Origin of the sequence: Pedobacter sp. ASV28 (genome assembly GCF_016428855.1) — a bacterium.
Classification (GTDB): Bacteria; Bacteroidota; Bacteroidia; order Sphingobacteriales; family Sphingobacteriaceae; genus Pedobacter.
The window spans coordinates 36,228-63,208 of sequence record NZ_JAELTN010000004.1 but is presented as its reverse complement, the minus strand read 5'-3'; the positions used below and the strand labels follow the sequence as shown (position 1 = coordinate 63,208).

The window sequence follows — 26,981 nt, the reverse complement described above, 5'->3', positions numbered from 1 at the left end:
ATTTATGATGAAGCCGAGCACATTTTATTTTGTATTATCCCTGTCTTTAAGTTTAGTTTTTTCTAATTCCATTGCACAGCAGACCATGACAAACGTTTATGGACGAAATGTGCAATCGTTAAATGGGAAATGGGATGCCATTATTGATTTGTATGATCAGGGCAGAAAAAACAAAATCTATCTCGATAAAAAACCAGAAAGTAAGATTGATTTTTACGAATATTCTTTTGATCATGGCTATCGTTTAAATGTACCTTCAGATTGGAATAGCCAAATGCCTGAGCTTAAATATTACGAAGGTACTATCTGGTACGCCCGCCGTTTTGATGTAGCAAAGGAGAACCACAAGCGTTTATTTCTATATTTCGGAGCGGTGAGCTATCGTTGCCGAATTTACCTTAACGGTGAGGAGATAGGTCGGCATGAAGGTGGGTTTACGCCGTTCCAAATCGAAGTGACCAATGCGGTAAAGGATAAGGACAATTTTCTAGCGGTTGAAGTGAACAATACCCGTACGGTAGATGCTATCCCTGCCATGGCTTTCGATTGGTGGAATTATGGAGGCATTACCCGTGATGTGTTCTTGGTAGCTACGCCGAGAGTATTTATCGAAGATTATTTCATCCAATTGGATAAAACCAAAGCAGATAAAATTAACGCTAGCGCAAAACTATCGGAAAAGGTAGCTAATCAATCTATAACTATCGAAATTCCTGAATTGCAGTTGAAGCAAACACTTAAGACAGATGCGAACGGCGCAGTGAAAACTACATTTGCTTCGAAAAAAATAAAGCGTTGGTCACCTAGCTCGCCAACTTTGTATAAAGTAAAAGTATCAAACGAAAACGATCAAGTTGAAGAGCAAATCGGGTTCCGAAATGTTTGGGTAAAAGGAGAGGATGTGTATTTGAACGACAAGCCCACCTTCTTAAAATCCATCTCTTTCCACGAAGAAATTCCGCAGCGTAAGGGGCGTGCTTTTTCTCAGGCCGATGCGGTAATGTTGTTATCGGAAGCCAAAGCTTTAGGTTGTAACATGATCCGTTTGGCACATTATCCGCAGAATGAATATATAGTAAGGTTGGCCGAAAAAATGGGTTTCTTGTTATGGGAAGAAATTCCGATTTGGCAGGGTATCGATTTCAAAAATGAAGCTACCAAAGAAAAAGCGGGTAAAATGATGCATGAAATGATCATGCGTGACAAAAACCGTTGTGCACTCACATTTTGGGGCGTCGCTAACGAAACACAACCTTCCATGCCACGTAACGCATTCATCAAGTATTTAATTGAAATCACCAAAGCAATAGATACTACCAGGTTGATCACAGCAGCATTCGATTTAGTTCGCTTCAACAAGGATAGACAGGTTTTTGTGATGGACGATCCTTTTATCAAAGAACTAGATGTGGTGGCGGTGAACAAATATATGGGCTGGTATCATCCTTGGCCGGTTACCCCTGATAAGGCCATTTGGGAGGTGGCCAAGGGTCAACCTTTAATTGTTTCTGAGTTTGGTGGCGAAGCACTTTATGGCAAAACAGGCAATGCTGATGTAGTGAGCTCATGGAGCGAAGACTACCAAGCCACCCTGTACAGAGAAAACCTAGAGATGTTTAAGCATATTCCTAACCTACGTGGCACTTCGCCTTGGATCCTTTTCGATTTTCGTTCGCCGTTCCGTTTTCATCCCACCAACCAAGAAGACTGGAACCGCAAAGGTTTGGTTTCCGATCAAGGTTATAGAAAAAAAGCTTGGTACTTGATGAAGGAATATTATGATGGTAAGTAGACGTTTCGTTAGTGCGGGGCACTGCCTGTCCTGACAAATTCGGGGAAGCAATCTTAAAGCTAAATGGTTAGCGATAGTTGTAAGATTGCTTCGTTGTTCCTCCTCGCAATGACGAAAATAGTGGCGTCATTGCGAGGCACAAAGCAATCTCTTATGACATGATTACCATATTATAATGAAATAAAACTAACACCCACAAATGAACCTATACAAAAACTTAAAACACTTACTTTTGATGCTGTTTTTAATGCAGGCTTATGCCTTAAAAGCGCAGACCGTATCTTTAGATTTATCTGGTAAATGGAAATTTCAAACCGATGTGATGGATTTCCGCAGAGGATCTCTTTCCCCTCGATATAATCATGTTTTGCAAGAAGAAATCCAGCTTCCGGGTATTACCGATGATAAGCAAATTGGTTATAAAGTCCCATATCAATATATAGACCGCTTAACCCGAAAGTATGAATACATGGGGCCAGCTTGGTACCAACGTGATATCGAAATTCCGGCAGCTTGGAAGGGCAAAAAAATCTTCATGTATTTTGAACGTACGCATTGGTTAAGTTCTATTTATGTAGATACCAAAGAAGTAAGCAGCATAGATTATATCAGTGTACCCCACAACCACGATTTAACAGCATTTGTTAAGCCTGGTAAAACACATCGCATTACGGTTTGTATCGACAATAGATTTCAGTATAAAACCCATAAATGGAACCATGCCCATACCGAGTTTACCCAAATTAACTGGAATGGTATTTTGGGGGAGATGAAATTGATGGCGATAGATCCGGTTTATGTGGAAGATCTTCAGGTGTATCCAAACATTGAAGATAAATCTATAAAAGTACGTTTGCAGGTAAATAATGAGACTAAAAAGCAGTTCAAAGGAAAAGTTTCTTTTACCATTACCGGAGCAAACTATAAGCTCAAAAATGAGGTTGCCGTAGTAAGCACAGACACGGTTTCTTTTGTAGAAGCCAATATCCTTTTGGGTAAAAATGCGCAGTTATGGGATGAATTTAATCCGAATGTTTATCAAATTAATGTGCAGTTAAATACGTCTGATGGTAAAGAAAACTATCAACACGAAAAAGCGGCCACTTTTGGATTACGTGAGGTAAAGCAAGGTAAAAACCACGTGCTACTCAATAATAGACCTATCCATTTGCGTGGTAACGTAGAAAATGCGGTATTCCCGAAAACGGGTTACGCACCAGTAGACGATGCTTCTTGGGAACGGATCATGTTATTGATGAAAGATTATGGCATGAACCACCTTCGTTTCCATTCTTGGTGTCCACCAAAAGCGGCTTTCCGCATGGCGGATAAACATGGAATTTATTTCGAAGTGGAAATGCCAATGTGGGGCAAAGATGCCGAACCTGATGAGGACAGGTACAATTTCTTCCGCAGGGAAATTAAGGCCATTTTAAAGGAATACGGCAACCATCCTTCTTTTGTGTTGTATTGCAATGGGAATGAAATCACCGGAAATTTCGATTTTATTGAAGAATTGACTGCCGAAGGGATCAAATTAGATCCCCGTCATTTATTCAGTGGTTCTACTGCTCGTACCCGTGTCAAGTCCGATCAATATTATGTATCGCAGCAAACCAACAAAGGACCGGTAAAAGTTTACGAAGGCTTGCCAAATACCGATTGGGACAGAAGTACGGAATCGGATGTAGATGTACCGGTAATTTCCCATGAGTCGGGGCAACGTTGTATATATCCAAACTTCGAGGAAATCAAGAAATATGCGAATAGTCCAGTAGAAGCCCGTAATTTCGAGGTGTTTAGAGACATGCTTCAGAAAAATGGCATGCTAGATCAAGCCAATGATTTCTTCCGTGCTTCTGGAGCATTGACGGTGTTAGAGTACAAAGCTGTAATTGAGGCGCTTTTGCGTTCGTCTAAATCTGCTGGTTTCCAATTGCTGTCCATCAACGATTTCCCTGGACAAGGCTATGCTCCTGTTGGTATTTTAGATCCTTTTTGGGATTCTAAGGGCTTGGTTACACCAGAGAAGTTCAGGGAGTTTTGTGCGCCTACCGTTGCCTTGTTGCGCTACGAGAAAAGCAGTTATTTCAATACCGAAATCTTTAGGGGCAAAGCAGAGGTATACAATTTCAGCAATGCGGCCATTAAAAATGCGAAATTGAAATGGTGGTTGACCGATGCGAACGGGAAAGTGCTTCAAAGGGGAAATTTAAAGAGCCAAAGCATTGCTAACGATAAGGTGTCGCCGGTTGGCGAATTTTCTATTGCCTTGAAGAATGTAGCTGTTTCGCAAAAGCTAACGGTACATCTGTCAGTTAATGATCAAATCAAAAACAGCTGGGATATTTGGGTATATCCAAGTCATCAAAATTTGATGCAGTCTACCCCTGAGGTACTATACACCTCTGTTTATGATGATGTGGCTAAAAAGCAATTGGCACAAGGTAAATCAGTGGTGCTTTATCCTTCACCAACGGATGTAAAAGGATGTAAATCGATATTTCATAATCACTTTTGGAATCCGATTATGTTCGCTTGGGCACCAATGACTATCGGAAATTTGGTACACAACGATCGGCCTATGTTTAAAGATTTCCCGACTTCTTACCATACCGATTGGCAATGGTGGGATATCTTGAACAATGCCAAAGTAATCGAGATGCAAGACACCCCACCACAACTTCGCCCATTTATTCAAGTGATTGATAGTTATGATAACAACCAAAAGTTGGGAATTGGTTTCGAAGCCAAAGTGAATGGTGGAAAGTTGTTGGTGCTGGCCGTAGATACGAAGACTGATTTAGACAAACGTCCAGCTACGCAGCAGTTGCTGTACAGTATAGATCATTATGTAAAGAGCGATAAATTCTCACCACAGGTACAAGTGGAAGAGACTTTTATCCAATCGTTTTTAACAAAATAAGAAAGGATATGATGTTAGGGAAAATTGCATTAGGGGTAACGATGCTGGCAAGTCAAACTTTATGGGCACAGGAAATCGTGTTCAATCAAAAAGCATCTTTGGAGCAGGTGTATAAAAAAGCTGTTGAAGCTGATGGTCTGTTATCCATGAACGATTTAAATGTAGAGTTTGGCTACGTGCTTTATCAGTCGGAAATAGTAACCCAATCGGAAAGTGAGGAGTTAGAATTGGAAAACGTTCGCGATTATGCTGCGGTGTATGTAGATGGGAAGTTGCAGGGGAGGATGACTGATAATAATAAGAAAATTGCTATTAAGACTAACCCAGGGAAATATCTACTGCAGATCTATGTAGAAAATATAGGAAGAATTACCTACGGACCAGAAATTACTGACAATTCCAAAGGCTTGTTCGGAGAAGTTACTTTAGATGGAAATGAAATTGAAAATTGGAAAATGGTGCCGCTTAACATCAGAAAATATCCCATCAATGAACTCGTTTTCGAAGACCGTTCTGAAGCTGAAACGCCCGGTTTTTATAAAGGGACATTTGAGCTTGGTACAGTAAAAAATAATTATCTAGATATCTCTGGATGGGGTATGGGAGAAGTATGGATCAATGGAAAATATGTAGGTTCTTATTGGGAAGAAGAGAAACAACGGTCCATCTTAATTCCTTCAGAGTACTTGGTGCAGGGAGAAAGTGAAATCGTCATTTTCGAACTGAAAAACAACCAGCAAAAAACAATGAAATTATCACAAACACCTGTTTTTAAATAGAAATTATGAAAAAAGTTATCTTAGGGCTAGCCATTATAACCACCACATTGTTTTCAAGTTATAAACAAGAAAAGCCGTTATATAAAGATGCCAAGCAGCCTATTGAGAAACGTATAGACGATTTACTGACCCGTATGACCTTGCAAGAAAAGGTCATGCAGTTGAACCAATACACCTTGGGACGAAACGATAACGCTAATAACATGGCCGATCCTGTAAACGATATTCCGGCAGAAATTGGCTCTTTGATTTATTTTGGCAGCAATGCCGATCTACGTAACAAAGTGCAGAAAAAAGCAATGGAGCAGAGCCGTCTGGGTATTCCAATTATCTTCGGCTACGATGTGATCCATGGTTTTCGTACCATTTATCCTATTTCTTTAGGGCAGGCTTGTTCTTGGAACCCTGCATTGGTAGAAAAAGCCTGTGGGGTAGCAGCGCAAGAAGCTAGGATGTCAGGAGTGGATTGGACTTTCTCGCCCATGATCGATGTGGCAAGAGATGGTCGTTGGGGGCGTGTTGCCGAAGGATATGGTGAAGATACTTATACCAATGCCATTTTTACGGTGGCTTCGGTTAAAGGTTATCAGGGAAAGGATCTTTCGAGTGAAAAAAACGTGGCTGCTTGTTTGAAACATTATATCGGCTATGGCGCCTCAGAAGCTGGACGCGATTATGTGTATTCGGAAATTTCTAACCAAACGCTTTGGGATACTTACATGTCTCCGTATGAAGCAGGAGTGAAGGCTGGTGCGGTAACTTTGATGAGTTCGTTCAACGATATCAGTGGAACCCCAGGCTCTGCGAACCATTATACTTTAACGGAAGTACTGAAAAAACGCTGGAAACACGATGGTTTTGTGGTTTCGGATTGGGGTTCTATAGAACAACTTCGTCCGCAAGGCGTAGCTGCAAACAAAAAGGAAGCCGCTTTAAAAGCATTTATGGCTGGCGTAGAAATGGACATGATGAACAGGTCTTATGATAGCCATCTTGGCGAATTGGTTAAGGAAGGTAAAGTGTCTGAAGATTTGTTGAATGACGCGGTAAGACGCGTACTCAGGGTAAAATTCAGATTAGGATTATTTGATAGGCCATACACACCAGCCAGTACTGAAAAAGAACGTTTTTATCGCCCAGAAAGCTTAAAAATTGCCGAACAGTTGGCCGAGGAGTCTATCGTGCTGCTTAAAAATCAGCATAAGGCATTGCCGCTAAATAACGTTTCTAAAATAGCAGTAATCGGCCCAATAGCAAAAACAAAGTGGCATTTGCTGGGTTCTTGGGCGGCTCAAGGCAATTCGGAAGATATCATTACCATTCATGATGCTTTGCAAGCAGAGTATAAGGGCAAAGCGGAAGTGTCTTATGCTTTAGGCTGCGATTTTGAGGGTCAGGATAAAAAAGCTTTTGAGGAGGCTAAGGCTTTAGCAGCGAAATCTGATGTGATTGTGTTGTGCTTAGGTGAAAAGAAAAACTGGAGTGGCGAAAATGCTTCTCGCTCCACTATTGCTTTGCCACAAATACAGGAAGAATTGGCTATGGAACTAAAAAAGCTAGGTAAGCCTATAGTCTTAGTCTTATCTAATGGTCGTCCTTTAGCACTTAACCGATTAGAACCAATAAGTGAGGCGATCTTGACCATGTGGCAGCCAGGAACTCCGGGAGGCAGACCACTTGCAGGTGTTTTATCTGGTCGTGTAAATCCTTCTGGTAAATTGGCTATGACTTTTCCCTTTTCAACGGGTCAAATTCCTATTTATTACAACTACAGACAAAGCGCTCGTCCGCACCAGGGCAAATATCAAGACATCCAAAGTACGCCTTTGTATGAGTTTGCTCACGGATTAAGTTACACTACTTTTGAATACGGTGATCTGAAAGTTTCATCCACTCAATTAAAAAGAGGTGAAAAACTAACGGTAGAAATTGCAGTGAAAAATACTGGAGAAAGAGACGGGGTGGAAACAGTACACTGGTTTATTCAAGATCCGGTTTGTACCATTTCTCGGCCAATAAAAGAGCTTAAATACTTCGAGAAACAGTTGCTAAAGAAAGGCGAAACCAGGATTTATAAATTTGAAGTAGACTTAGACCGCGATTTGAGCTTTGTTGATGGAGATGGCAAACGCTTTTTAGAGGCTGGCGATTACAATATCATCGTTAAGAACAAGAAAATTAAAATAGAAATCGTAGATTAAGGGCTCAAAATCCATCTAAATATTTATCGAATAAATATATCATGGATGGTGGGGAAAGCTATTCGACAGTGCATTTGCAACGTTTGGCGTCCACGCTAAACACTAGCTTTAAATTATTTTCCATTTTTTTAAAATTATGGACCAATTGAAAACGAAGCCTTAATTAAATGAAGAAATACGTCCTTGTTGCTTGTTTTATTACGCTACTTTTTCACAGTGTTTTTGATATTGATATCTCCAAGTATCGATTTCATGTAATGCCCGAAACTTCCTATTACGGGGGAATACAGAGTATTGCAAAAGATAGTTTGGGAAGAATGTGGTACACAGGACCTGATGCCCTTTTCATGTACGATGGCAACAGCTTTTATCAGTTAAATGATATTGTTTTTGCCATTCAACCCAAAGTGAAGTGGGGCTATGGTTCGGTAATTAGAGACAAAAAAGGAAACCTATTTCTAGGTACTGGACATGGCCTATTAAAATTCGATTACGAGAAATTTTCATTCGATCTAATTGTTAATGGAAAAATTCGATCACTTTGTTTGCACGATGACGGTAAACTATACATGTTGTCGGGAGATACGGTGAAGCGTTATGATCAACAGGCTAACAAAACACAAGTCTTTGCACTGCCTAAAAATCAATCCTATAATCATCTCATTAGTGTGAAGGGCAATATTTATATTACGCAAGATGCTATTCTTCAAAAAGTGGATATGGTTAAACGTAAATTGGTGCCGTTTGCCAATTTCGGAGCAACAGTAAATGCTGTAAATGATGGGCTGGAATATCGAGGACTGTATTATTTCCTCACTCAGCGGGGTGGAATTCACGTTACTGATGCATCTGGAGCTTTGAAACAACGAATTCCTGTAGTGGTTGCGGGCAATCAATCTATGTTATCTAAGAAGCTATACATAGATCAAACAGGGGTGATATGGGTAGCCACACAAGCAGGACTTTTCTTCTATGATCCAGTTAAGGAGATTAGCAATTACCTGCGCATGAATCTGAACGATGCCTTTTCATTGCCAACCAACTCCATTTGGACCATTTATCCCGACCCTGACCAAGGTGCGTGGATAGGAACTTATGGAGGTAAAATTGCCTATTGTTCCCTTTATGATTCGCAGGTTCGTTACTTTAATCCAAGCCCAGGTGGTCTTAACCATCCCATTGTAAGCAGTTTTCAGGAAGATTATTTAGGGAATATTTGGATTGGAACAGAAGGTGGGGGATTAAATTATTGGGACAGACAGAGTGATGCCTTTACCCACTATTTAAAGTCGCAGGGTAATTCGCCAAATTCTAATATGATTAAGCGTTTAAAGTTTGATTTTGAAAATAAACGTTTATCCATTTCGGCATTTAGCGGTGGAGTGGGTACCTACGATATGGGGAACAAAATCTTCAGAAGTTTTGACTTCCTTTCGCCAGAAAGCAAACAGCCGCTGACGGTTTATGATTTTGTACAAGGTCAGCAAGGTACCTGGTGGATGAGCGATCCTGATAAAACATTTTTTTATCGGAAAAAACCACAAGGAGCCATAGAGATGGTAAGGGTGACGGGAGCCGATGGGAAGGCATTGGGTTTAGAAGTGGAGGCATTGTATATTGATAAGCGAAATCAACTTTGTTTGGTTACCCATCAGGGCTTTTTTATAGTAGATCAAAACACATTGAAAGTGTTAAAACACTATTTGATAAATGATCCTTCTTACTCTGCCAACTACCTTTGCAGTTTTAACCAAGCATCCAACGGCGATTTATGGTTTGGAACCCTGGGCAAAGGTGTAAATGTGCTTAAAAAAGACGGAACCTATGTAAATTACAGTGCAGCTAATGGTCTGCCTGCCAAAATGGTGTTCGGTATATTGGAAGATTACAATTCGAAAAACATGTGGTTGAGTACAAGCGATGGATTGTATTTTTATGATAGCAAATCTAAGGGATTTGAGAAGGCAAGATTTTATCAAGAAAATAGCTGTGGATCATTCTACATGCGCGCTGCATATAAAACAGCCAAGGGCGAAATGCTATTTGGTGGCACCAATGGATTTATGCTATTTGATCCGGCTTACCTGAATAAGAACCCCCAAAAACCAAAAGTATTTTTTACCGGATTTTTTGTGAATAATAAACAGGTAACAGCGTACTCAGAAGATTCGCCCTTGGCAAAGGATATAGCCAGTCTTTCTAATCAAAAGGATAATAGAATACGACTTTCGAGCAGCCAATCTAATGTAGAGATCAGATTTTCGGCCAATAGTTATCTGTCTTCAGATAAGAACCAGTTTGCTTATCGAATGAAGGGGCTTGGCGAAAAATGGCAAATTAGCCATGCCAACCAAAAATCGGTACAGTTTCTTAATCTGCCTAGTGGCGATTATACCTTCGAGATCAAAGCTTCTAATAATGATGGTTTATGGGGCGATCAAATATCGAGGTTATATATTCATGTAGATCCGCCATTTTTCCTGTCTTGGTGGGCTTATTGCTTTTACAGTACTATAGCCCTTTCTTTGCTGTTCTTTATTACTAGATACTACACCAATAAAAAAGTTTTCAAAGAAAGATTGGCCCTGGAAGCTTTGAAAGAACAAAATATGCGTGAGCTCAACCAAGCACGTACAGATTTTTTTACCAATATCTCCCATGATTTAAAAACACCATTAACCTTGGTTATTCAACCGTTAAAACAATTAAAGCAAACGTTAGCAGCCAATGATAGTGCGGTTGGCTATATGGAGTTGATAGAAAAGAACGTATCCAGAATACAGCGAATGATTAGCCAGCTGTTGCGCTTTCGCGAAATTGAAAGTCAAAAAATTACACTTAACCCGCAAGTTGGCGATTTTATCAACTTTGTGAGAGATCTTTTTGGGCTTTTTGAACTCTATGCCAACAAAAAGGAAATTGAAACCAATATTGCTACACATATGGATAATTTGTATGTAGCTTTTGATTATGATGTCATTGAAAAAATCTTGACCAATCTCTTCTCAAATGCATTAAAATATACGCCAAATAAAGGTTATGTTGGGGTACGTATCTACCATTCTACCGATGAAGAAAAGGAAAGGTTTGCGGAAAAACCGGACGAGCAAGAAACAGAATATATTTCAATTGAAGTATTAAATAGTGGTGATGGGTTTTCTGAAGAACAGATTGCAACGCTTTTTACTTCATTTAATCGCTTGTCATCTCACCGACCAACTTTTGAGGAAAGTTCGGGTCTTGGCTTGGCCATTGTGAAAGAACTTGTTGAGGTGCTGGAGGGAAAAATCTGGATGGTAAACAAAACGGACAAAATCTCATTTACGATTATGTTGCCGCTAAAAAAACAAGCTGGCTCGGGAGATATGCAACCAAATGTGTACGATTATACCATTTCTGAAATCGATGATATCATTATGCAAGATACCGCAGCGCCAGAAAATGGAGCTACCAGTGCAAGGAAAACAGATAGCATATTGTTGATTGAAGATGATCCGCAAATGCGTGCCTATTTAGAGCAAAGATTGGCAGAAAAGTACAATGTTTATACTGCAAGTGATGGAGTGGAAGGATTGATCAAGGCAGAGAAAATCTACCCCCAATTAATCATTACCGATTTGATTATGCCAAACCGAAATGGTTTGGAAGTTTGCCGTAGTTTAAGGCAAAATTTTAAGACCAGTCATATCCCTATAATCATGATTTCCGGTAACGGAGATGATAACCAGAATAAGATTAAAGCACTGGAATACGGTGCTAGTGTGTTTATTGATAAGCCTTTTAATGTTGATTATCTGCTGCAACAAACAGAAACCATTCTTAAAAACCAACAAGAACTAAAAGAAAAATACAGCAAACGTATACAAGTAGACCCTTCGAATGTGACGGTAACTTCTATGGATGAAGAGCTACTGAGAAAAGCAATGAAGGTGATTGAAGAGAACATTGCCAATGCCAATTATTCGGTAGAAGATTTTGAGTCGGATATGAATGTGGGCAGAACCATTCTTTATCAAAAAATCCATGATATTGTTGGGATGTCTATCAAAGAATTTATCTTAAATATCCGACTCAAAAGAAGTGCATATCTATTAGAAAAATCAGATTTGACGGTTGCAGAAGTTGCTTACCAAACGGGTTTCAATAATGCTAAATACTTCAGCGTATGTTTCAAAAAACAGTTCGAATTAAGTCCTTCAGATTTTAAGAAAAAAACTTCTGTTGGTGCAGGTAAGAAATAGTTTGATTTGGCACTTTCTTTTCTACATCATCCTCTTTTAGGCGAGAATATCAATACCTTATAGAGGTTTCAGGCATATAATGTAAAAACTCCCATAGCATTAAGATCCCAAACTAAATCTGAGATGACGCTCTTGGGAAGGGCGTAGTAAAACAGACCTACAAAGTTTAACTTGGTCTTTGTTATTTTTATTTGTAAAGTTGATGGTTTCGCTATTTTAAAACTTCGTAAGTCTTTATAACACTCAAATCACCTCTTAAAGTACAAAAGCGAACCATTTCTGTACAAAAGTGAACCCTTCTGATTGGCGTTTATGATAGTTTTGACCCTACCGAATCTATACTTGGTGCCAAATATTTCAAACCTAAATAAATGAACAAAAAAGGAACACGCATTTCAGTGCTATTTTTGATTGCGTTAGTCAGCTTTGGTAACGTCAAAGCACAATCTTTGAAAAACGTAATAGACAAAGCTTTTCAAAATGCAGAGCAGCAAAGCTTGTTAATGGCTAAAAAGTACGAAAATCAACCAGGGAGATTTCCTAAGTCTTTTGAAGGTGGTAAAGATACTTCTTCAGATTCGAGGTGGTGGTGCAGTGGTTTCTTTCCGGGTTCGCTTTGGTATTTGTACGAAAACAATAAAAATGAGGAAGTGCTTAAATACGCTAAACTATATACCGATAGGGTAGAAAGGGAGAAATACACAACAGACAACCACGATGTTGGTTTTATGCTGTATTGTAGCTTTGGGAATGGTTTACGCATTACCGGAGAAGAACGCTATAAAGAGGTATTATTAACGGGTGCTAAGTCTTTGGCTACGCGTTTTGATCCCAATGTTGGTTTGATCCGTTCTTGGGACCACAATACGGCCGTTTGGCAATATCCTGTCATTATTGATAACCTCATGAACCTTGAGTTGTTGTTATGGGCAGCTGATTATGCCAAAGATGAAAACCTAAGAAAGATAGCGCTTTCGCATGCCGATAAAACGATGCAGTACCATTTTCGTCCAGATTACAGTTCCTATCACGTAGTGTCTTATGATCGAAAATCTGGAACTCCCCATAAGAAACAAACACACCAAGGCGCTGGTGACGATTCTGCATGGAGCCGCGGCCAATCTTGGGGGCTATATGGTTATACCTATCTCTATCGCGAAACCAAGGACAAACGCTATTTGGAACAAGCAAAGAACATTGCAAATTTCCTCATTAACCATCCGCAGATGCCTAAAGATTTTATTCCGTACTGGGATTATAATGCACCACAAATCCCAAATACAACTCGCGATGCTTCTGCCGCTTGTGTAATGGCTTCGGCATTAATAGAATTGAGCGATTTTGTAGATGCCAAATTAAAAAAGAAATATATGCAAGTGGTTGATACCCAAATTAGAACCTTGGCATCTGATAAATACACTGCCAAATTGGGCGAAAATGGAAATTTCATATTGAAGCATAGTACCGGAGCATATCCTTTCAAATCGGAAATAGATGCTCCCTTAACTTATGCAGATTATTATTATCTGGAAGCATTAACAAGATGGAAGAAAAGGCTTTAAATAATCGTAAAAACAGGTATTCTTGTGTTTCAAATATATAATCAATACAAACTTACAGCAATGGCGATCTTTAAGAAAGCATTATTTACACTCTGTATCTGCGTGTGCAGTTTCAATTTTTTATCGGCAACGTTAATTAAAAAGGCTAACGAGATTTATTTCAGTCCAAATAGGTATAAAACTGGTACGCAATCAGAACGGATACAACGGGCCATAAATGAGGCAAAGAAAAGTACCGGAAAAGTAGTAATTCCCAGATATGATGAGGTCGCAAAGACAACCATTTGGTTGATAGATCAGGCCATTTTGCTGCCTGGAGATTTTGAGCTGGAGCTTAATAACTGTAAAATCAAACTTTCTGACAAATGCAGGGATAATTTTATTCGTTCGGCAAATGCAGGTTTGGGAATTAAGGATATCGTCCCTTTAAAGAACATAAAAATAGTTGGTATAGGCAATGTAATGCTAGAGGGAGCTAATAATCCCCGTTCTACTGGCGATCATAATAAAACATTATCCACTAATCCTAACGGATATGTACAATCTTATGGTACTGATGCAGGCAAACCCAACGAAAACCAAAAAGGAGGTTGGCGAAACCACGCCATTATATTGGCACATGTAGATGTTTTTGAAATTAGCGGTATTACGCTAAAAGATTACCATGGCCATGGTTTGGTATTAGAGCGTAGTACCAATGGTGTGGTTAAAGATATCACCTTTGAGGTAAGGCAAGCGGTGAATGTTGCAGGAGTAGAGAAACAAGTATTAAACCAAGATGGCTTAGGTCTGCGTTTTGGATGTAGAAATATCATCATTTCAAATTGTAAGGGAAGAAGCGGTGATGACTTTATCAATATCGGTTTAACGGATACGGGTGTAGAAGCAGGTAAAGAAAATGTGAATGTAGTGAGCGGCTCAATTTATAGCGGAGAACAGGACAACATCTCAAATATTTATCTTCAGAATTGGCAGGATTTCTATTCCATTTCGCACCGAGCTATCCGCATTATGCCAGTTGGTAAGCTTAAGATCAAAAATGTCTTCATAGAAAATATGGTTATCAACCCCTTATCTAAACAAGGCTTGGTGGCAGAATATGCAGAAAATATTAAAGGGTTATTTGTAAGGAATATGATCAGCCATCATCAAATAAAAGCTAAGGGAATATCAGACGCTAGTTTTAGGGATATTTTCTATGTCGGGGAAGGGTCGGCTATAGATGTTCAACAGAGTGGTACAGTGGTGGTCGACAATGTGAAAAATATTAGAAATTAAATGACTGATGACGTGTTTTTCTTAAAAAAGAAGAAAAAAAGCATTTATAGCTCTATATGTACAAAACCAAACCATTTTCGTACAAAAACGAACCCTCTGAATGGGTGATGTAGATAGTTTTGTTCTAACCATTTATAACAAACCAAATCCAGTATGAAAACTAAACAAATGATAGCCTTAGCTATTATAAATGAAATGGACAGCTCAAAGTCTAAAGTTGCCAGAACACTTAAATAGTGCAGAATGACTGGCCAGGTCCCAATAGCTTATTCATCTAAAAAATTACCGGTAGTTCTCACTGAATATTGCGAACCATCGGGGATAAAAATTGAACTATAACCAAATAAAAACAATGCCTATAGCTGAATTCATAAGAACCTAATTTTCTTCACTTCATTATCATGTGAAGATACACCTAGTAAAGTTTTATTAATCCTAACCAATATAAATCTAAATGATAAAAGAATTACACATTAAGCTAAAAAGCTGGCTAATGATTGTCGCAATGCTAGTGATGGCGACAAATTACAGCTATTCACAAACCACAGATCCAATCAGGATAAAGGGAAAAGTTACCGATGATAAGGGCGAGGCCCTAGTTGGCGTTTCGGTACTCATTAAGGGAACGAGTAAAGGAACATCAACTGACATAGATGGAAATTATGCTATTGAAGTACCATCGACGGCAATCTTGCTTTTCTCCTATATAGGATTTGATCCGCAAGAAGTTAAAGTTAACCCATCGGGGGTCATCAATATTAAGATGGCTGGAGATAAAGTACTTGATCAAGTAGTGGTAGTGGGTTATGGTACTGCTAAGAAAAAAGACTTGACAGGCGGACTGGCAGTAGTGGGCAAGGAACAATTAAGTATGGTTTCTACGCCTAACTTAATGGATCGTTTGGTTGGACAGGTAGCTGGTTTTAGCATCACTACTGGCAATGCGGCTCCCGGTGCCGCACAAACCTTGCTTATCCGCGGAGAAAACTCCATTTCTGCTAATAATTCCCCGTTAATTATTTTAGACGGGATTCCTTACAGTGGCTCTTTAGCAGACATTGATCCAAATAACACTGAAAATATAAGTGTTTTGAAAGATGCTTCAGCGGTGGCTATTTATGGATCTCGTGCTTCTAATGGTGTTATCCTAATCCAAACCAAACGTGGTGCTTTAGGCAAAGCTCAGGTTGCTTATCGTGGCCAGTTAGGTTTGGCCGAACCTATGCAACAGATCGAGGTAATGGGCCCCAACGAATATATCCGTTTTCAACAAGATATTGGTAGGTTAAGACAAGGATACACGGGTTATTTGCTAGACCCAGTTGCGGGAGATATCATTAGCGTAACCGAGCGTGGTAACTACCTAAACGGCATTACCCACAACTGGCAAGACTATATCTTTAGAAGGGCAGCGACGATGGACCACCAGTTGAGTATTTCTGGAGGTACGGAGAATACCAAGTATATGGCTTCCTTAGCTGCCCTAGATCAGGATGGAGTAGTGTATAATTCGCGTTTGTCTCGTCTAAACATGACAACAAATCTCGATCAAACTTTTAATAAATGGTTGACCATTGGTGTCGGCATGCAGTATACTCGAAGAAGCGATGGCGGAGTTACACCCAATATAGAACACGCCATTAAGCAAAGTCCTTATGGCAGTTATAAAGATGCGGCAGGTAATTATGTTCCAGAGCCTATGGAATATTCGCTTATCGCCAATCCAATGCGTAACGTAAATGCTATCCAAGATAGATATAACAATAACTTTTTTCTTTCTGGTTATGCCAATATCTTGTTGCCGGTAAAAGGTTTGTCTGCAAGATCGAACTTCGGATATAACTACAGAAGTGGTTTTACCGGAACTTACTACGGACGCAATACTTTTGATGGTAGAGAGCAGGCAGGTTTAGTAGGCGGTAGTGCTTCCATTAGCAATTCGCACTACAACGACTATACCTGGGAAAATATATTGAAATATGAGCGTGAACTGGGAGACCACCGTTTCGATGTTACAGGTTTATTCAGTATGCAGCAAACGAAAAGTGTAGGTTCTTCTCAAAGTGGACAAGGATTTGTTACTGATGATACACAATATTACATGATGAATACGGCAGCACGTAACATCATTAACGATTCCAGCTTATCGGAAACTGCCTTACTGTCTTACATGGGCCGACTGAACTATAGTTATAAAGGAAAGTATATGCTTACTTTAACCGGACGTAGTGATGGTGCTTCTGTTTTTGGAATAAATAATAAATATGCATTTTTCCCTGTAGCAGCAGCAGCTTGGCATATTGGTGAAGAAAGTTTCTTAAAAGATAATGTAAAATGGATAGACATGTTGAAACTACGTGTTTCGTATGGTGCAAATGGTAACCAGGCCATTACGCCATACAGAACGTTAGATCGTCTGTATTCAAACGTAAAATACATATGGGGAGATGCAGGTATAGCGGTAAATACGGCTTACTTAGCTGGCGATGGCGTTGGTAATCCCAACTTAAAATGGGAAACTACCTACTCTACCAATATAGGATTGGATTTCCAATTTTTTAAAAATAGATTGGGCGGTACCATTGATGTCTATAACTCTAGAACAAAGGATCTGTTAATGACACGTACTGTTCCGATTATGAACGGATATAGCAGAATTTGGGACAACATTGGGGAAACGCAGAATAGAGGTGTAGAAGTAACCTTAAATACGGTTAATGTAAATGGAAGAGATTTCAAATGGAACTCTACCGTTGTTTTTTCGCTAAACCGTGATAAGATCGTAGAGCTAAGAGGCGATGGAAAGGACGATATTACCAACAACTGGTTTATAGGTAAACCATTAAGAGTATTCTACGATTATAATATGATCGGTATATGGCAAACGGGTGAGAATTACAGCATGCAACCGGGAGCAGCTGCCGGTGCTGCTAAACTGGAAGATGTAGATGGTAACGGTGTAATCAATACTAATGATAGAACCATTATTGGCTCTAAAAATCCACGTTATATGGCATCTTTTGCCAATAGATTAAACTATAAGAATTTTTATGCCTCTGCATTATTAACAGGCGTTTTTGGGGTATGGCGTGACGATCACATGGCTAATCTGGGGGCTTGGACTTTCGGCATTACCAATTATGTACACGGTGCTAATTATTGGACACCAGAAAATCCAAATGCCACTATTGTTTCTCCTGGTTATCTAAATACCCAAGGACATGGTTACTACAAGAAAGTGAACTACGTGCAGGTTAGAAATATCACTTTCGGATACAGGGTTCCTCAAAATATAACCAAAAAAGTAGGTGTGAGTGGAATTGACATCAATGCAAGTGTGAACAACCTGCATACCTTCTCCAACATCAGGCAGGTGCTCAATTACGACAACACCTGGATGGCCTCTTATCCAACCGCACGTTCATATATGTTCGGCCTAAATGTAAACTTCTAATTTAATACAACACGAAAAATGAAAAATATTATCAAAACAAGCATTGCGCTTATCGTATTAATCTCATTAGGTGGCTGTAAAAAGTTTTTGGAAGAAGATTTGAAAACTGAATTAGCCCCAACCAATACCTATACTAGTACTTATGGATTTGAAGTGGGTAGTGCCGGATTATATGCACTTGCCCGTTCTGAATATAATACTTATGGCGAGGGCGGAGCTTACATCCACAACGGTGCTGCTCCTTACGAAGCTTTGCAGGCAGCAACAGATATTGCAGATGTAATTAACAGCGATGCCTCTTTAATGGCTTTTGCCAACCTTACCCTTACGCCTACAGAACGTTTTGTAGGGACCTACTGGAACTGGGCTTACAGCTTAATCGCTTCGGCTAACTTAATGCTCGTTTATTCAGAGCAGAATACAAATTGGGATTCGCCAACAGACAAAGTTCGTTTCCAGGCCGAAGCACGTTTTTTCAGGGCGTATGCTTATCGTACATTAGTATATCTTTATGGAGATGTACCTTACGTAGAAACGATATTGTACGATTTCAAACTTAATTTCACACGTACGCCAAAAGCTGAAGTAATAGCCCACATGGTAGATGATTTGAAATTTGCAGTACAACATTTACCTACCAATCCAGATCAGGTAAAAGATGGTAAGGTCACCAAATGGGCTGCCAGTCATTTGTTAAGTGAAATTTATTTATTGCAAGGTGATTATACTGCTGCCGAACAAGCTTCTTTGGCTGTAATCAATAGTGGTTATTATGGTTTAATGAAAACTAGATTTGGCGTAAACAAGGATAAAGCAGGCGATGTATTTAGCGATCTGTTTTTAGAGAATAACCAAAATAGATTGGGTGCTGCCGCAAATAAGGAAAGTATTTGGGTATTGCAATTTCAATTTAATGTAGTGGGTGGTGGTACAAATTCTGATGATTGGACACGTAGGGCATGGATACCTAATTACTCTTCGATAACTGGTTTTGTGTTGGCAGATACCTTGGGAGGTCGTGGTATTGCACAGTTGGTACCTATGAAATGGTGGACAGGTACAAATGGTACCAATGCCACCGGAAATGTTGCCGGTATTTTTAGTGCAACGGATATCCGTAACTCAAATTATAACATTAAACGTAATTGGTATTACAATAACCCTAGCGAAGCAGCTTTATTTGGTAAAAAAGCCAATATTACAGAGCAAACCTGGTTTACTACTAAAAATCTGTTCCCTGCTATCACCAAGTTTTTTTATGGACGAGCAGAAAATTTAAGTCTAACAGGTAGTTATAAAGATCGTATGAAATTCCGCTTGGCAGAAACCTATTTGTTGTTGGCCGAAGCTTATCTAGGACAGAACAATCCGGGAAAAGCAGCCGATGCGGTGAACGAAGTGCGCAGAAGAGCTGGCGCCGGAGATGTAGCCGCCGCTCAAATGAATATGGATTTCCTATTGGACGAACGTATCCGAGAATTGGTAGGAGAGGAAAGTCGACGATTTACATTGGTACGTACCAAAAAATACGTAGATCGTGTAAAAGCGTACAATACGGCAATTCAGAATAAGGTTACCGAAGATCACATGCTGTGGCCAATTCCGCAGGCCATTAGAGATGCAAATAGAGATGCGCCATTTCCTCAAAATCCGGGATACAATTAGTAGAATCAAATAAAAAAATGATCTTGATTTAAGAACATCATGAACCCGACATGATTAGTCTAATCGGTAAACACATGGAACAATGATTATGCTAATTATCAAAGGTCCCATCTGAGAACCAGAAACAAAAAAATAAACAGATGAAAAGAATAAACTATTTATATAAAACCTTACTGTTTTTGAGCTTTTTGCTTGGCGTTTCGGCCTGCAAAAAAGAAATTAAGGACATCGAAAAAGTTCAGGAAAAAATGGAGCTTAAGGCTTCGTCAGCAAACATAGTGCTAGACGAAAATAACTTGTCTAAGGACATCATCACCTTCACTTGGAAACCTGCCAGACCACAATCAGATGACCACATGGTAACCTATACAACGAGGTTAGATGTTGTAGGGAATAATTTCGGTACATCAACCGCAATTATGAATTACGAAGATGATGGTGTGTATAGTAAGAGCTTTAGCTCTGAGCAAATACAAAATTGGGCAAATGAAAAATGGAAAATACCTGCCAATCAAACTTTTGTATTAGAGTTTAGGGTGATAGCCGATTGGGAAGGTGGAACCACATTTGAAGCACCAGAAGTACGAACGATAAGAGTGAATGTCACGCCAATTAAAACGGTAGTGTTCGATGCAGATAAGATATTTTTGGGAGGAAGCGCCATCTTAGGGATCAATAAGATCGAGATGCCTAAGACACAGGAAAATGAAAATCAATACGCCTACGTGTTAAATCTTCAGCCAGGTGATTTAGAAATTCCTGTAGAATATAAAGGGGCGACGAATTACATCGCTGCCGCTGATGCAAACACCACCTTAAATGATGGTACTGCCGTGGCTATAAAAACGCGTGAAAACACTTTTGCTTGGAAAATTGAAACTGCTGGTCAATATCGTGTGGTGGTTAATATGCAAAAGGCTACAGCTACAATTTATTCGCCAGCTCAGGCGCTAAAGCCAGCCCTTGCAAATTGGACGTTAGATGGTGCTACCACCACCACAGAGGTTAATGCGCTGTGGACGTATGGAGAACCTACCGGATGGGCATGGAGAGCAGGTAGCTGGACACAGAGTTTGGCCGATCCACAAGTATTCGTATATGTTGGTGCAGCATTATCGGGAAGGACAAAGTTTGGCGTTGCAGCAACCAATCAGGCTTATGTGTATACGGGCAATAATACTGCTACAAATACTGCAGTGACCCTAGGTATATCATATCCTTTGTATAGCGGTTTCAGTGCTAACGAACGCAACGCCTATTTTACCCTGCCTGCAGGAACTAATTTTATGGTGCTAGATATCAGGAACAGGACATTTGTGGCCACAAAACGCTAAAGCAAGTTTGAATAGAAATCAGTTTAATTTATTAAGTATGAAAAAAAATAATTATAAAGCAGTGGTTTATCAAACATTCATGGCCTTGACCTGTTTACTGCTTTTTGCCTGTAAAAAAAATAAGGACGAAGCCTCAAAAGATGCTGAAGGAACTTTGGTCAAACCTAACTATAACAGAAGTACGGTCTTTCGTAATCCATTAAACGGATGGGTAATGTATGGTTCGGGTACTGGTGTTCCATCTTATTGGGATACCGAATATTATGTGCCTGATTTGGGTAAGAGAGTGAAAGCTATAGATTATGCGTCTGCTTGCTATATCCGAACTAATTGGGCCAATTTTAATCCTTCAAATGGTGTTTATGCTTGGAGAGATCCAAGTTCTGCCTTGTATAAAATGATCAAGGGAGCAGAAGAAAGAGGCCTGCCAATTGCATTTCGTATTGTAGTTGATGGACGTGACCAAGGTTTGAACACCCCCCAATTTGTGTTTGATGCAGGAGCAAAGTATTATGTAGAAAATCCTTCCTACCCGAATAGAAAAACTCCTTATCCCCAAGATCCAGTTTTCAGACAGTATTATGCTAAATTCATAGAAGAGTTGGCGAAGGATTTTAATGATCCAAGGAAAACTTCATTTATAGACGCTTACGGACTTGGTAAATGGGGCGAGGCACATAACGTGATCTATTTCGATCCAGCTACCGCTTCTGGTCAAAATGTAGAAGCAGCTAAAGAGGAAGTGATGGATTGGATTTCCGATCTTTATGTTAGAACATTTACCAAAATACCTTTGGTGATCAATTACCATCGTGTAATAGGCGATCCGGTAAGCTGGGGTTCGGCAAATCCCAATGCAGATCGATTGTTGACCAAGTTGATCAATAAAGGTTATAGCCTTAGGCAAGATGCTTTTGGAATGACCGACTACTACCAAAGTTGGGAAAAAGCCTTTGCTAAAAGTTGGAACTTTAAACGCCCAATTCTGATGGAAGGTGGTTGGATTACCAGTGGTACACATCGTTACTGGACCGATCCGAGCGGTAAATACAGAGAGAATTTCCCAGAAGATGTAAGAAAAGGCGAATTTGATGCTTCATTGGAAGCCGCAGTAAATATGATGGACTTCCGTATTGGAGAAACAGAAAGTTGGTTCACAAGAGCATTTTCATTGGTACAACGTTTTACTTCTGAAGGTGGGTATCGTGTATATCCCGATCAGATTTATCTGCCAGAAAAAGTTAACAGTGGGGCCGAAGTTACCATTACACACCGTTGGAGAAACATGGGATGGGCTTATTTTCCTAATAATATCCCGCAATGGAATTTTAAATACAAGGTTGCTTTTGCACTGCTAAATGCTGACGGTAGCGTTAATAAAGTTTTCCTGGATAAAGATGCTGAACCTTCAAATTGGCGGAAGAATGCTCCGGTAAAATATGAACTAAAAGCGGCCTTAGGCGTGCCGGCCGGAACATATACTTGGGCAGTTGCCATTGTCGATACCACAAAAGACAACCAGCCAGGAATTAGGTTGTCTGTAAATGGCGATATCACTACCGAAGGTTGGTTGAAATTGATGAACGTGACTATACAATAGGTTTTTATATAAAAACGCTTAAGCTTTTTAAGTTCACTATATTCTAAAAATGCCCACATGGTTTAGCCCTTGTGGGCATTTTTTATGAAGACGTGAAATTATAAGATTTCGTAAAATTTAAAATCAAGTATAAATAGAAAGATTTAAGCTATTGAATTTGTCCATTACATGCTTTAAACAGGGGGGATTCTGTCGGTAAGCAAGCAGATTTGCTGCTTTTTAAACCGAAATAGGCAGCTCAAAATATAAAGTGTCCATATACATCAATTTTGTACAAAACCAAACCATTTTCGTACAAAAACGAACCCTTCGAATAGGTGATGCCTATAGATTTGTCATAACCATTTATAAAACCAAACCTGTTATGAAAACTACCCAATTGATAGTCATCACTATGATTAGGCATTCCGATTCCAATCGCCCTAATACCCCCAAAAGAAAATCTAATATTCAATGTTTTTCTAACCATAATTCGGTTGGCTAGAAAGTCAATTTACATAAGTTTTACCACACTTTCTATATCTATTGAGTGATGGGTTAGCCTTTAAATAAAGTTGCCTGAGAAAAGTATAATAGCTTTTACATGGAACCGTAGAGGTAATTCGAACAATAATAAATAACCAAAATCGAGCTCGCGAGCTCATTAATATCGTCCGAAAATATATAAATGACCATTAATAAATTAAAACGTATGAGAAAATTTTACTTGAAAACACTAGGCATTTTATGTCTGAGCTTATTTGCTCTTAATGTTAGCGCACAAACAACCTATTATGTTAAAACTGATGGAACAGGTGCTGCTGCTACAGCTACAAGTTGGGGAATGGCCTCAAAAGACTTGCAGGATGTAATTAATACGGCCCAAGCTGGAGACAAAATTTTTGTAGCAAGGGGCACTTATGTGCCAAATAGACCTGCCAATACACCTCATGTAATTGATGTTACAAACAGGGATAATGCTTTTGTGCTTAAAAATGGTGTGAATATTTATGGTGGTTTTGCAGGTACAGAAGCTAACGAAACCCAGCGGATTGCAGGAAATGAAACCCTATTAAGTGGCGATTTGAATGGGAATGATGTGGATGAGAATAGCTCAAATATCAACTCCTATATGACTTTAAATAAAGCCGATAATGCATATCATGTAGTGCTTGTCCTTTCTATAACCTACCCTACAATTTTTGATGGATTTACGGTCACCAAAGGAGATGCTGCTGCTAATACGAGCTCAACACTAACTGTTAACTCCAAAACGATAGACCGAAGACTTGGTGGGGGTATTTACATTTTGGAATCTAGTGATGATCTTAGAATTTCTAATGTTACGGTAACCATTAACAGGGCAAATGGAGACGGAGATACCTTAGGTGGTGGTGGCTCTGGATTTTACATTAACAATAGTAGTCCAACTATTGACAATTGTGAGATCACCAAATCTTTCAATATGAATGCTACGCCTAAAACAGGAGGCTACAATTATGGTTCGGGCATGTCACTGGTGGTATCAAGTAATGCGAATATCACAAATACCGTTTTTTCTGAGAATTTTGGTGGATATGGAGGTGCCGTGGGCATACATACCAGTAGTCCTACATTCACAAATTGTACGTTTAAACTCAATCGTGGTAATGGTAGAGGCGGAGCAGTAGATATTCGCGTTGGTTTTCCAACTTTTACCAATTGTTTATTTTCAGAAAATACGGCGACTGGAAATGGGGGAGGTGCTGTTTATAATTATAATGGAAGAGTGAACTTCTTAAACTGTATTTTTTATAAAAACAGCACTAATGCTACCGGCTCGGCTTATGGATCTGAAAATAATCTTAATTATGGAGCCACTTTTACCAACAACACATTTTATGAAAATAGAAATACCCGTGCAGGTGCTGCGGCAAATTATTGTGCTGGGGTGCACGTTTCAGGAGTGAACAGCGGAACCACATATGCCGACAAAAAGACTTATGTTTATAATAACATCTTTTTCAGTAACACTTTCACGGTAGCAACCAGCGGTACTAACACGCCAGATTTGTACGTGGCTAACGCAACAACTTTGCTTGGAGGTTTCGACTACAACATTATTCAGCATACGGAATATTTATCGGCTGGCCAAAACAATCAAGCCAATGTAAACCCTTTATTTATAAGTACAACACCTGGACATATAGGTTTTTTAGCGCCCCAAAACACTAGTCCAGCCAAAGATGCTGGTAATGATAGCTATAACAATAGTACAATTGATTTTAATGGTAGAATCCGAAAAAATGGCACTATTGATATTGGCGCTGTAGAGTACCATGCTGTATTACCGGTGTCATTGATCAGCTTTATGGCAAAAGTAATTACAGAAGGTGCACAGCTAAACTGGAAAGTTGGCTCAGAAACGAATAATAGACAATATATCATCAGCCGTAGTACCAATGGAAAGCATTATGAAGTGCTAACAAAAGTAAAAGGTATAAGCACTAATGTTACGGCACTCAGTTATAGTTATACAGATAAAACGGTTGTTCGCGGTACCTACTACTATAAATTGGAGCAGGAAGATCTAGATGGAAAAGTTAATTACCTGGCTACCCAAGCGGTAAAAATAAATTTATCTGCTAATTTAAATATTTATCCAAATCCAACCAATGGTCAGGCAACGATAGCCGTAACTGCAGGTAATTATAGCAAATATAGCGTAATCGGTTTGCAGGGCACAACTGTACTTGAGGGCAACATAAGTAGCACTGAGCAGCAAGTAAGTATAAATTTAGTTGGTTTGGTAGCAGGTACATATATCATCAAATTAACAGGAGCGAATGGCAATGGATTTTCAAGGGTAATTAAGCTGTAATAGTCCATATAGCATTTTTCTTTACCATGATGTATCTAATTATTACATAAATCTCTACAATATCAACATCAATATAAGAAGAGGTATTTCTCCATGTTTTCAGCTAAAAAAGCTAAAAAACGATTACCAGAATTTGCTAATTTTTTTTGCTGAAATAGTCTTGTTAAGGTATTCAAAGCTTTGACAAGACTTTATTTTTTAGAGTCTATATGCAATAAAATCAGTTTAAATGTTCAACGTATTTTTGTCGATTGGTACAAAACCTTCTTATTTTTGCGGTTTTTTTATTTTGTAATTGATTCGTTTGATATATTAAGCATAGTTTATGATTTCAAATAATGAACTTAAAAGACGTTCAGGAGAATTATTCGAAAATGAAAATCGGAAAATTTAAAAATTCAGATCTTTCTATTGCCTTAAACGGGAAATCACAAGGGACTTCTTTTTTTAATTTGGAAAAAAGAATATAAAAAATCACTTTTGAGGGGCAAGAATTTTATAGATATAGTTTAGGGCAATAGATTGCACTTTACTAATTTTCCTGAAGTTTTATATATAGTTTAAAAAGTCAGTTTTAATAGTATATTTGTCCTATATATATAGTAGATATTTGATTGGCTTTGACATTAGCTCCATACCATATTTTAACATGCAATCTCCGTTGGATATAGAAGAACATAGCTTATTGTTAAAGTTGCAAAATGGAGATCAATTGGCCTTCAAGAAGCTGATGGAAACCTATAAAAGGGTGTTGGCCAAACGGATTTTGCATATTTTAAGATCTCCGGAAGATACCGAAGAGGTACTGCAGGAATTATTCGTACGGGTCTGGATCAATCGAAAAAAGATAAATCCAGACTTGCCCATAAAAGCCTATCTGTTCCATATTGGCGAAAATCTGGTTTTTGATATGATACGTAAAGCTAACCGCGAAAAGCGTTTTGTTTTAGCCTATAGAAATGTACAGTCCAAAGAAGCTTATAGCCATATTGAAGAAAGCTTATACTTAAAAGAAAATCGGGAGCTATTGGACCAAATTATTGCACAGGTTCCGGAACAATCTAGAAAGGTATTTACACTGTGTAAACTGGAGGGGCGAAGCTACGATGAGGTGAGTAAATTACTGTCTATCTCTATAGCGACCGTTAATTCACATATTACCAAAACCAATCGTTTATTGCGGGGGTATCTAAAAGACAATTCGGGTGTCGCTACAATTCTGGCTTTAGGCTATATTTTCTCAAATTTAAACTAACCATCGTTAGTGCTTTCCTGCTGAAGAAAAATAGGGAAAGCTATGAAGATTTTTC

General features: G+C 39.1%; 13 protein-coding genes. All 13 read left to right on the top strand.

Annotated features, from left to right (window positions below):
* The first annotated feature begins 4 nt into the window (after positions 1 to 4).
* Entirely contained in the window at positions 5 to 1,792 is a 1,788-nt protein-coding gene (locus tag JHD79_RS02420) for a glycoside hydrolase family 2 protein (RefSeq protein ID WP_199117504.1), read from the top strand.
* Between the two features lie 199 nt (positions 1,793 to 1,991).
* Positions 1,992 to 4,718 (top strand): sugar-binding domain-containing protein, encoded by a 2,727-nt coding sequence (locus JHD79_RS02415; protein WP_233164527.1) that lies wholly within the window; start codon positions 1,992 to 1,994, stop codon positions 4,716 to 4,718.
* Between the two features lie 8 nt (positions 4,719 to 4,726).
* Positions 4,727 to 5,497 carry a hypothetical protein gene (locus JHD79_RS02410; protein WP_233164526.1) on the top strand — a complete coding sequence of 257 codons (771 nt, stop codon included), beginning with the start codon at positions 4,727 to 4,729 and terminating at the stop codon, positions 5,495 to 5,497.
* A 5-nt stretch (positions 5,498 to 5,502) separates the two neighbouring features.
* A complete protein-coding gene (locus tag JHD79_RS02405; RefSeq protein WP_199117503.1) occupies positions 5,503 to 7,698 on the top strand; it encodes a glycoside hydrolase family 3 N-terminal domain-containing protein in 2,196 nt (731 codons plus the stop codon).
* Positions 7,699 to 7,865: 167 nt separating this feature from the next.
* Positions 7,866 to 11,939, top strand: a complete 4,074-nt coding sequence (locus JHD79_RS02400; protein ID WP_199117502.1) for a hybrid sensor histidine kinase/response regulator transcription factor — start codon at positions 7,866 to 7,868, stop codon at positions 11,937 to 11,939.
* A 371-nt stretch (positions 11,940 to 12,310) separates the two neighbouring features.
* Positions 12,311 to 13,501: a glycoside hydrolase family 88 protein gene (locus JHD79_RS02395; RefSeq protein WP_199117501.1), complete on the top strand. Its 1,191-nt coding sequence runs from the start codon at positions 12,311 to 12,313 to the stop codon at positions 13,499 to 13,501.
* Between the two features lie 60 nt (positions 13,502 to 13,561).
* The gene (locus JHD79_RS02390) at positions 13,562 to 14,779 is read left to right on the top strand and encodes a hypothetical protein (RefSeq protein WP_199117500.1); all 1,218 of its coding nucleotides are present in this window, start codon (positions 13,562 to 13,564) and stop codon (positions 14,777 to 14,779) included.
* A 454-nt stretch (positions 14,780 to 15,233) separates the two neighbouring features.
* Entirely contained in the window at positions 15,234 to 18,233 is a 3,000-nt protein-coding gene (locus JHD79_RS02385) for a TonB-dependent receptor (RefSeq protein ID WP_199117499.1), read from the top strand.
* Between the two features lie 18 nt (positions 18,234 to 18,251).
* On the top strand, positions 18,252 to 19,898 hold the full coding sequence (locus JHD79_RS02380) for a RagB/SusD family nutrient uptake outer membrane protein (RefSeq protein WP_199117498.1): 1,647 nt from the start codon (positions 18,252 to 18,254) through the stop codon (positions 19,896 to 19,898).
* A 140-nt stretch (positions 19,899 to 20,038) separates the two neighbouring features.
* Positions 20,039 to 21,232, top strand: coding sequence for a SusE domain-containing protein (locus JHD79_RS02375; RefSeq protein WP_199117497.1), 1,194 nt, complete (start codon positions 20,039 to 20,041; stop codon positions 21,230 to 21,232).
* A 37-nt stretch (positions 21,233 to 21,269) separates the two neighbouring features.
* Positions 21,270 to 22,832 carry a DUF4832 domain-containing protein gene (locus JHD79_RS02370; protein WP_199117496.1) on the top strand — a complete coding sequence of 521 codons (1,563 nt, stop codon included), beginning with the start codon at positions 21,270 to 21,272 and terminating at the stop codon, positions 22,830 to 22,832.
* A 691-nt stretch (positions 22,833 to 23,523) separates the two neighbouring features.
* On the top strand, positions 23,524 to 25,671 hold the full coding sequence (locus JHD79_RS02365) for a T9SS type A sorting domain-containing protein (RefSeq protein WP_199117495.1): 2,148 nt from the start codon (positions 23,524 to 23,526) through the stop codon (positions 25,669 to 25,671).
* 649 nt (positions 25,672 to 26,320) lie between these two features.
* Positions 26,321 to 26,926, top strand: a complete 606-nt coding sequence (locus JHD79_RS02360; RefSeq protein WP_199117494.1) for an RNA polymerase sigma factor — start codon at positions 26,321 to 26,323, stop codon at positions 26,924 to 26,926.
* The last annotated feature ends 55 nt before the right edge of the window (positions 26,927 to 26,981 follow it).

Coding starts and splice junctions, on each gene's coding strand:
- JHD79_RS02420 (WP_199117504.1), top strand. CDS start 5: ATGATGAAGCCGAGCACATTTTATTTTGTATTATCCCTGTCTTTAAGT.
- JHD79_RS02415 (WP_233164527.1), top strand. CDS start 1,992: ATGAACCTATACAAAAACTTAAAACACTTACTTTTGATGCTGTTTTTA.
- JHD79_RS02410 (WP_233164526.1), top strand. CDS start 4,727: ATGATGTTAGGGAAAATTGCATTAGGGGTAACGATGCTGGCAAGTCAA.
- JHD79_RS02405 (WP_199117503.1), top strand. CDS start 5,503: ATGAAAAAAGTTATCTTAGGGCTAGCCATTATAACCACCACATTGTTT.
- JHD79_RS02400 (WP_199117502.1), top strand. CDS start 7,866: ATGAAGAAATACGTCCTTGTTGCTTGTTTTATTACGCTACTTTTTCAC.
- JHD79_RS02395 (WP_199117501.1), top strand. CDS start 12,311: ATGAACAAAAAAGGAACACGCATTTCAGTGCTATTTTTGATTGCGTTA.
- JHD79_RS02390 (WP_199117500.1), top strand. CDS start 13,562: ATGGCGATCTTTAAGAAAGCATTATTTACACTCTGTATCTGCGTGTGC.
- JHD79_RS02385 (WP_199117499.1), top strand. CDS start 15,234: ATGATAAAAGAATTACACATTAAGCTAAAAAGCTGGCTAATGATTGTC.
- JHD79_RS02380 (WP_199117498.1), top strand. CDS start 18,252: ATGAAAAATATTATCAAAACAAGCATTGCGCTTATCGTATTAATCTCA.
- JHD79_RS02375 (WP_199117497.1), top strand. CDS start 20,039: ATGAAAAGAATAAACTATTTATATAAAACCTTACTGTTTTTGAGCTTT.
- JHD79_RS02370 (WP_199117496.1), top strand. CDS start 21,270: ATGAAAAAAAATAATTATAAAGCAGTGGTTTATCAAACATTCATGGCC.
- JHD79_RS02365 (WP_199117495.1), top strand. CDS start 23,524: ATGAGAAAATTTTACTTGAAAACACTAGGCATTTTATGTCTGAGCTTA.
- JHD79_RS02360 (WP_199117494.1), top strand. CDS start 26,321: ATGCAATCTCCGTTGGATATAGAAGAACATAGCTTATTGTTAAAGTTG.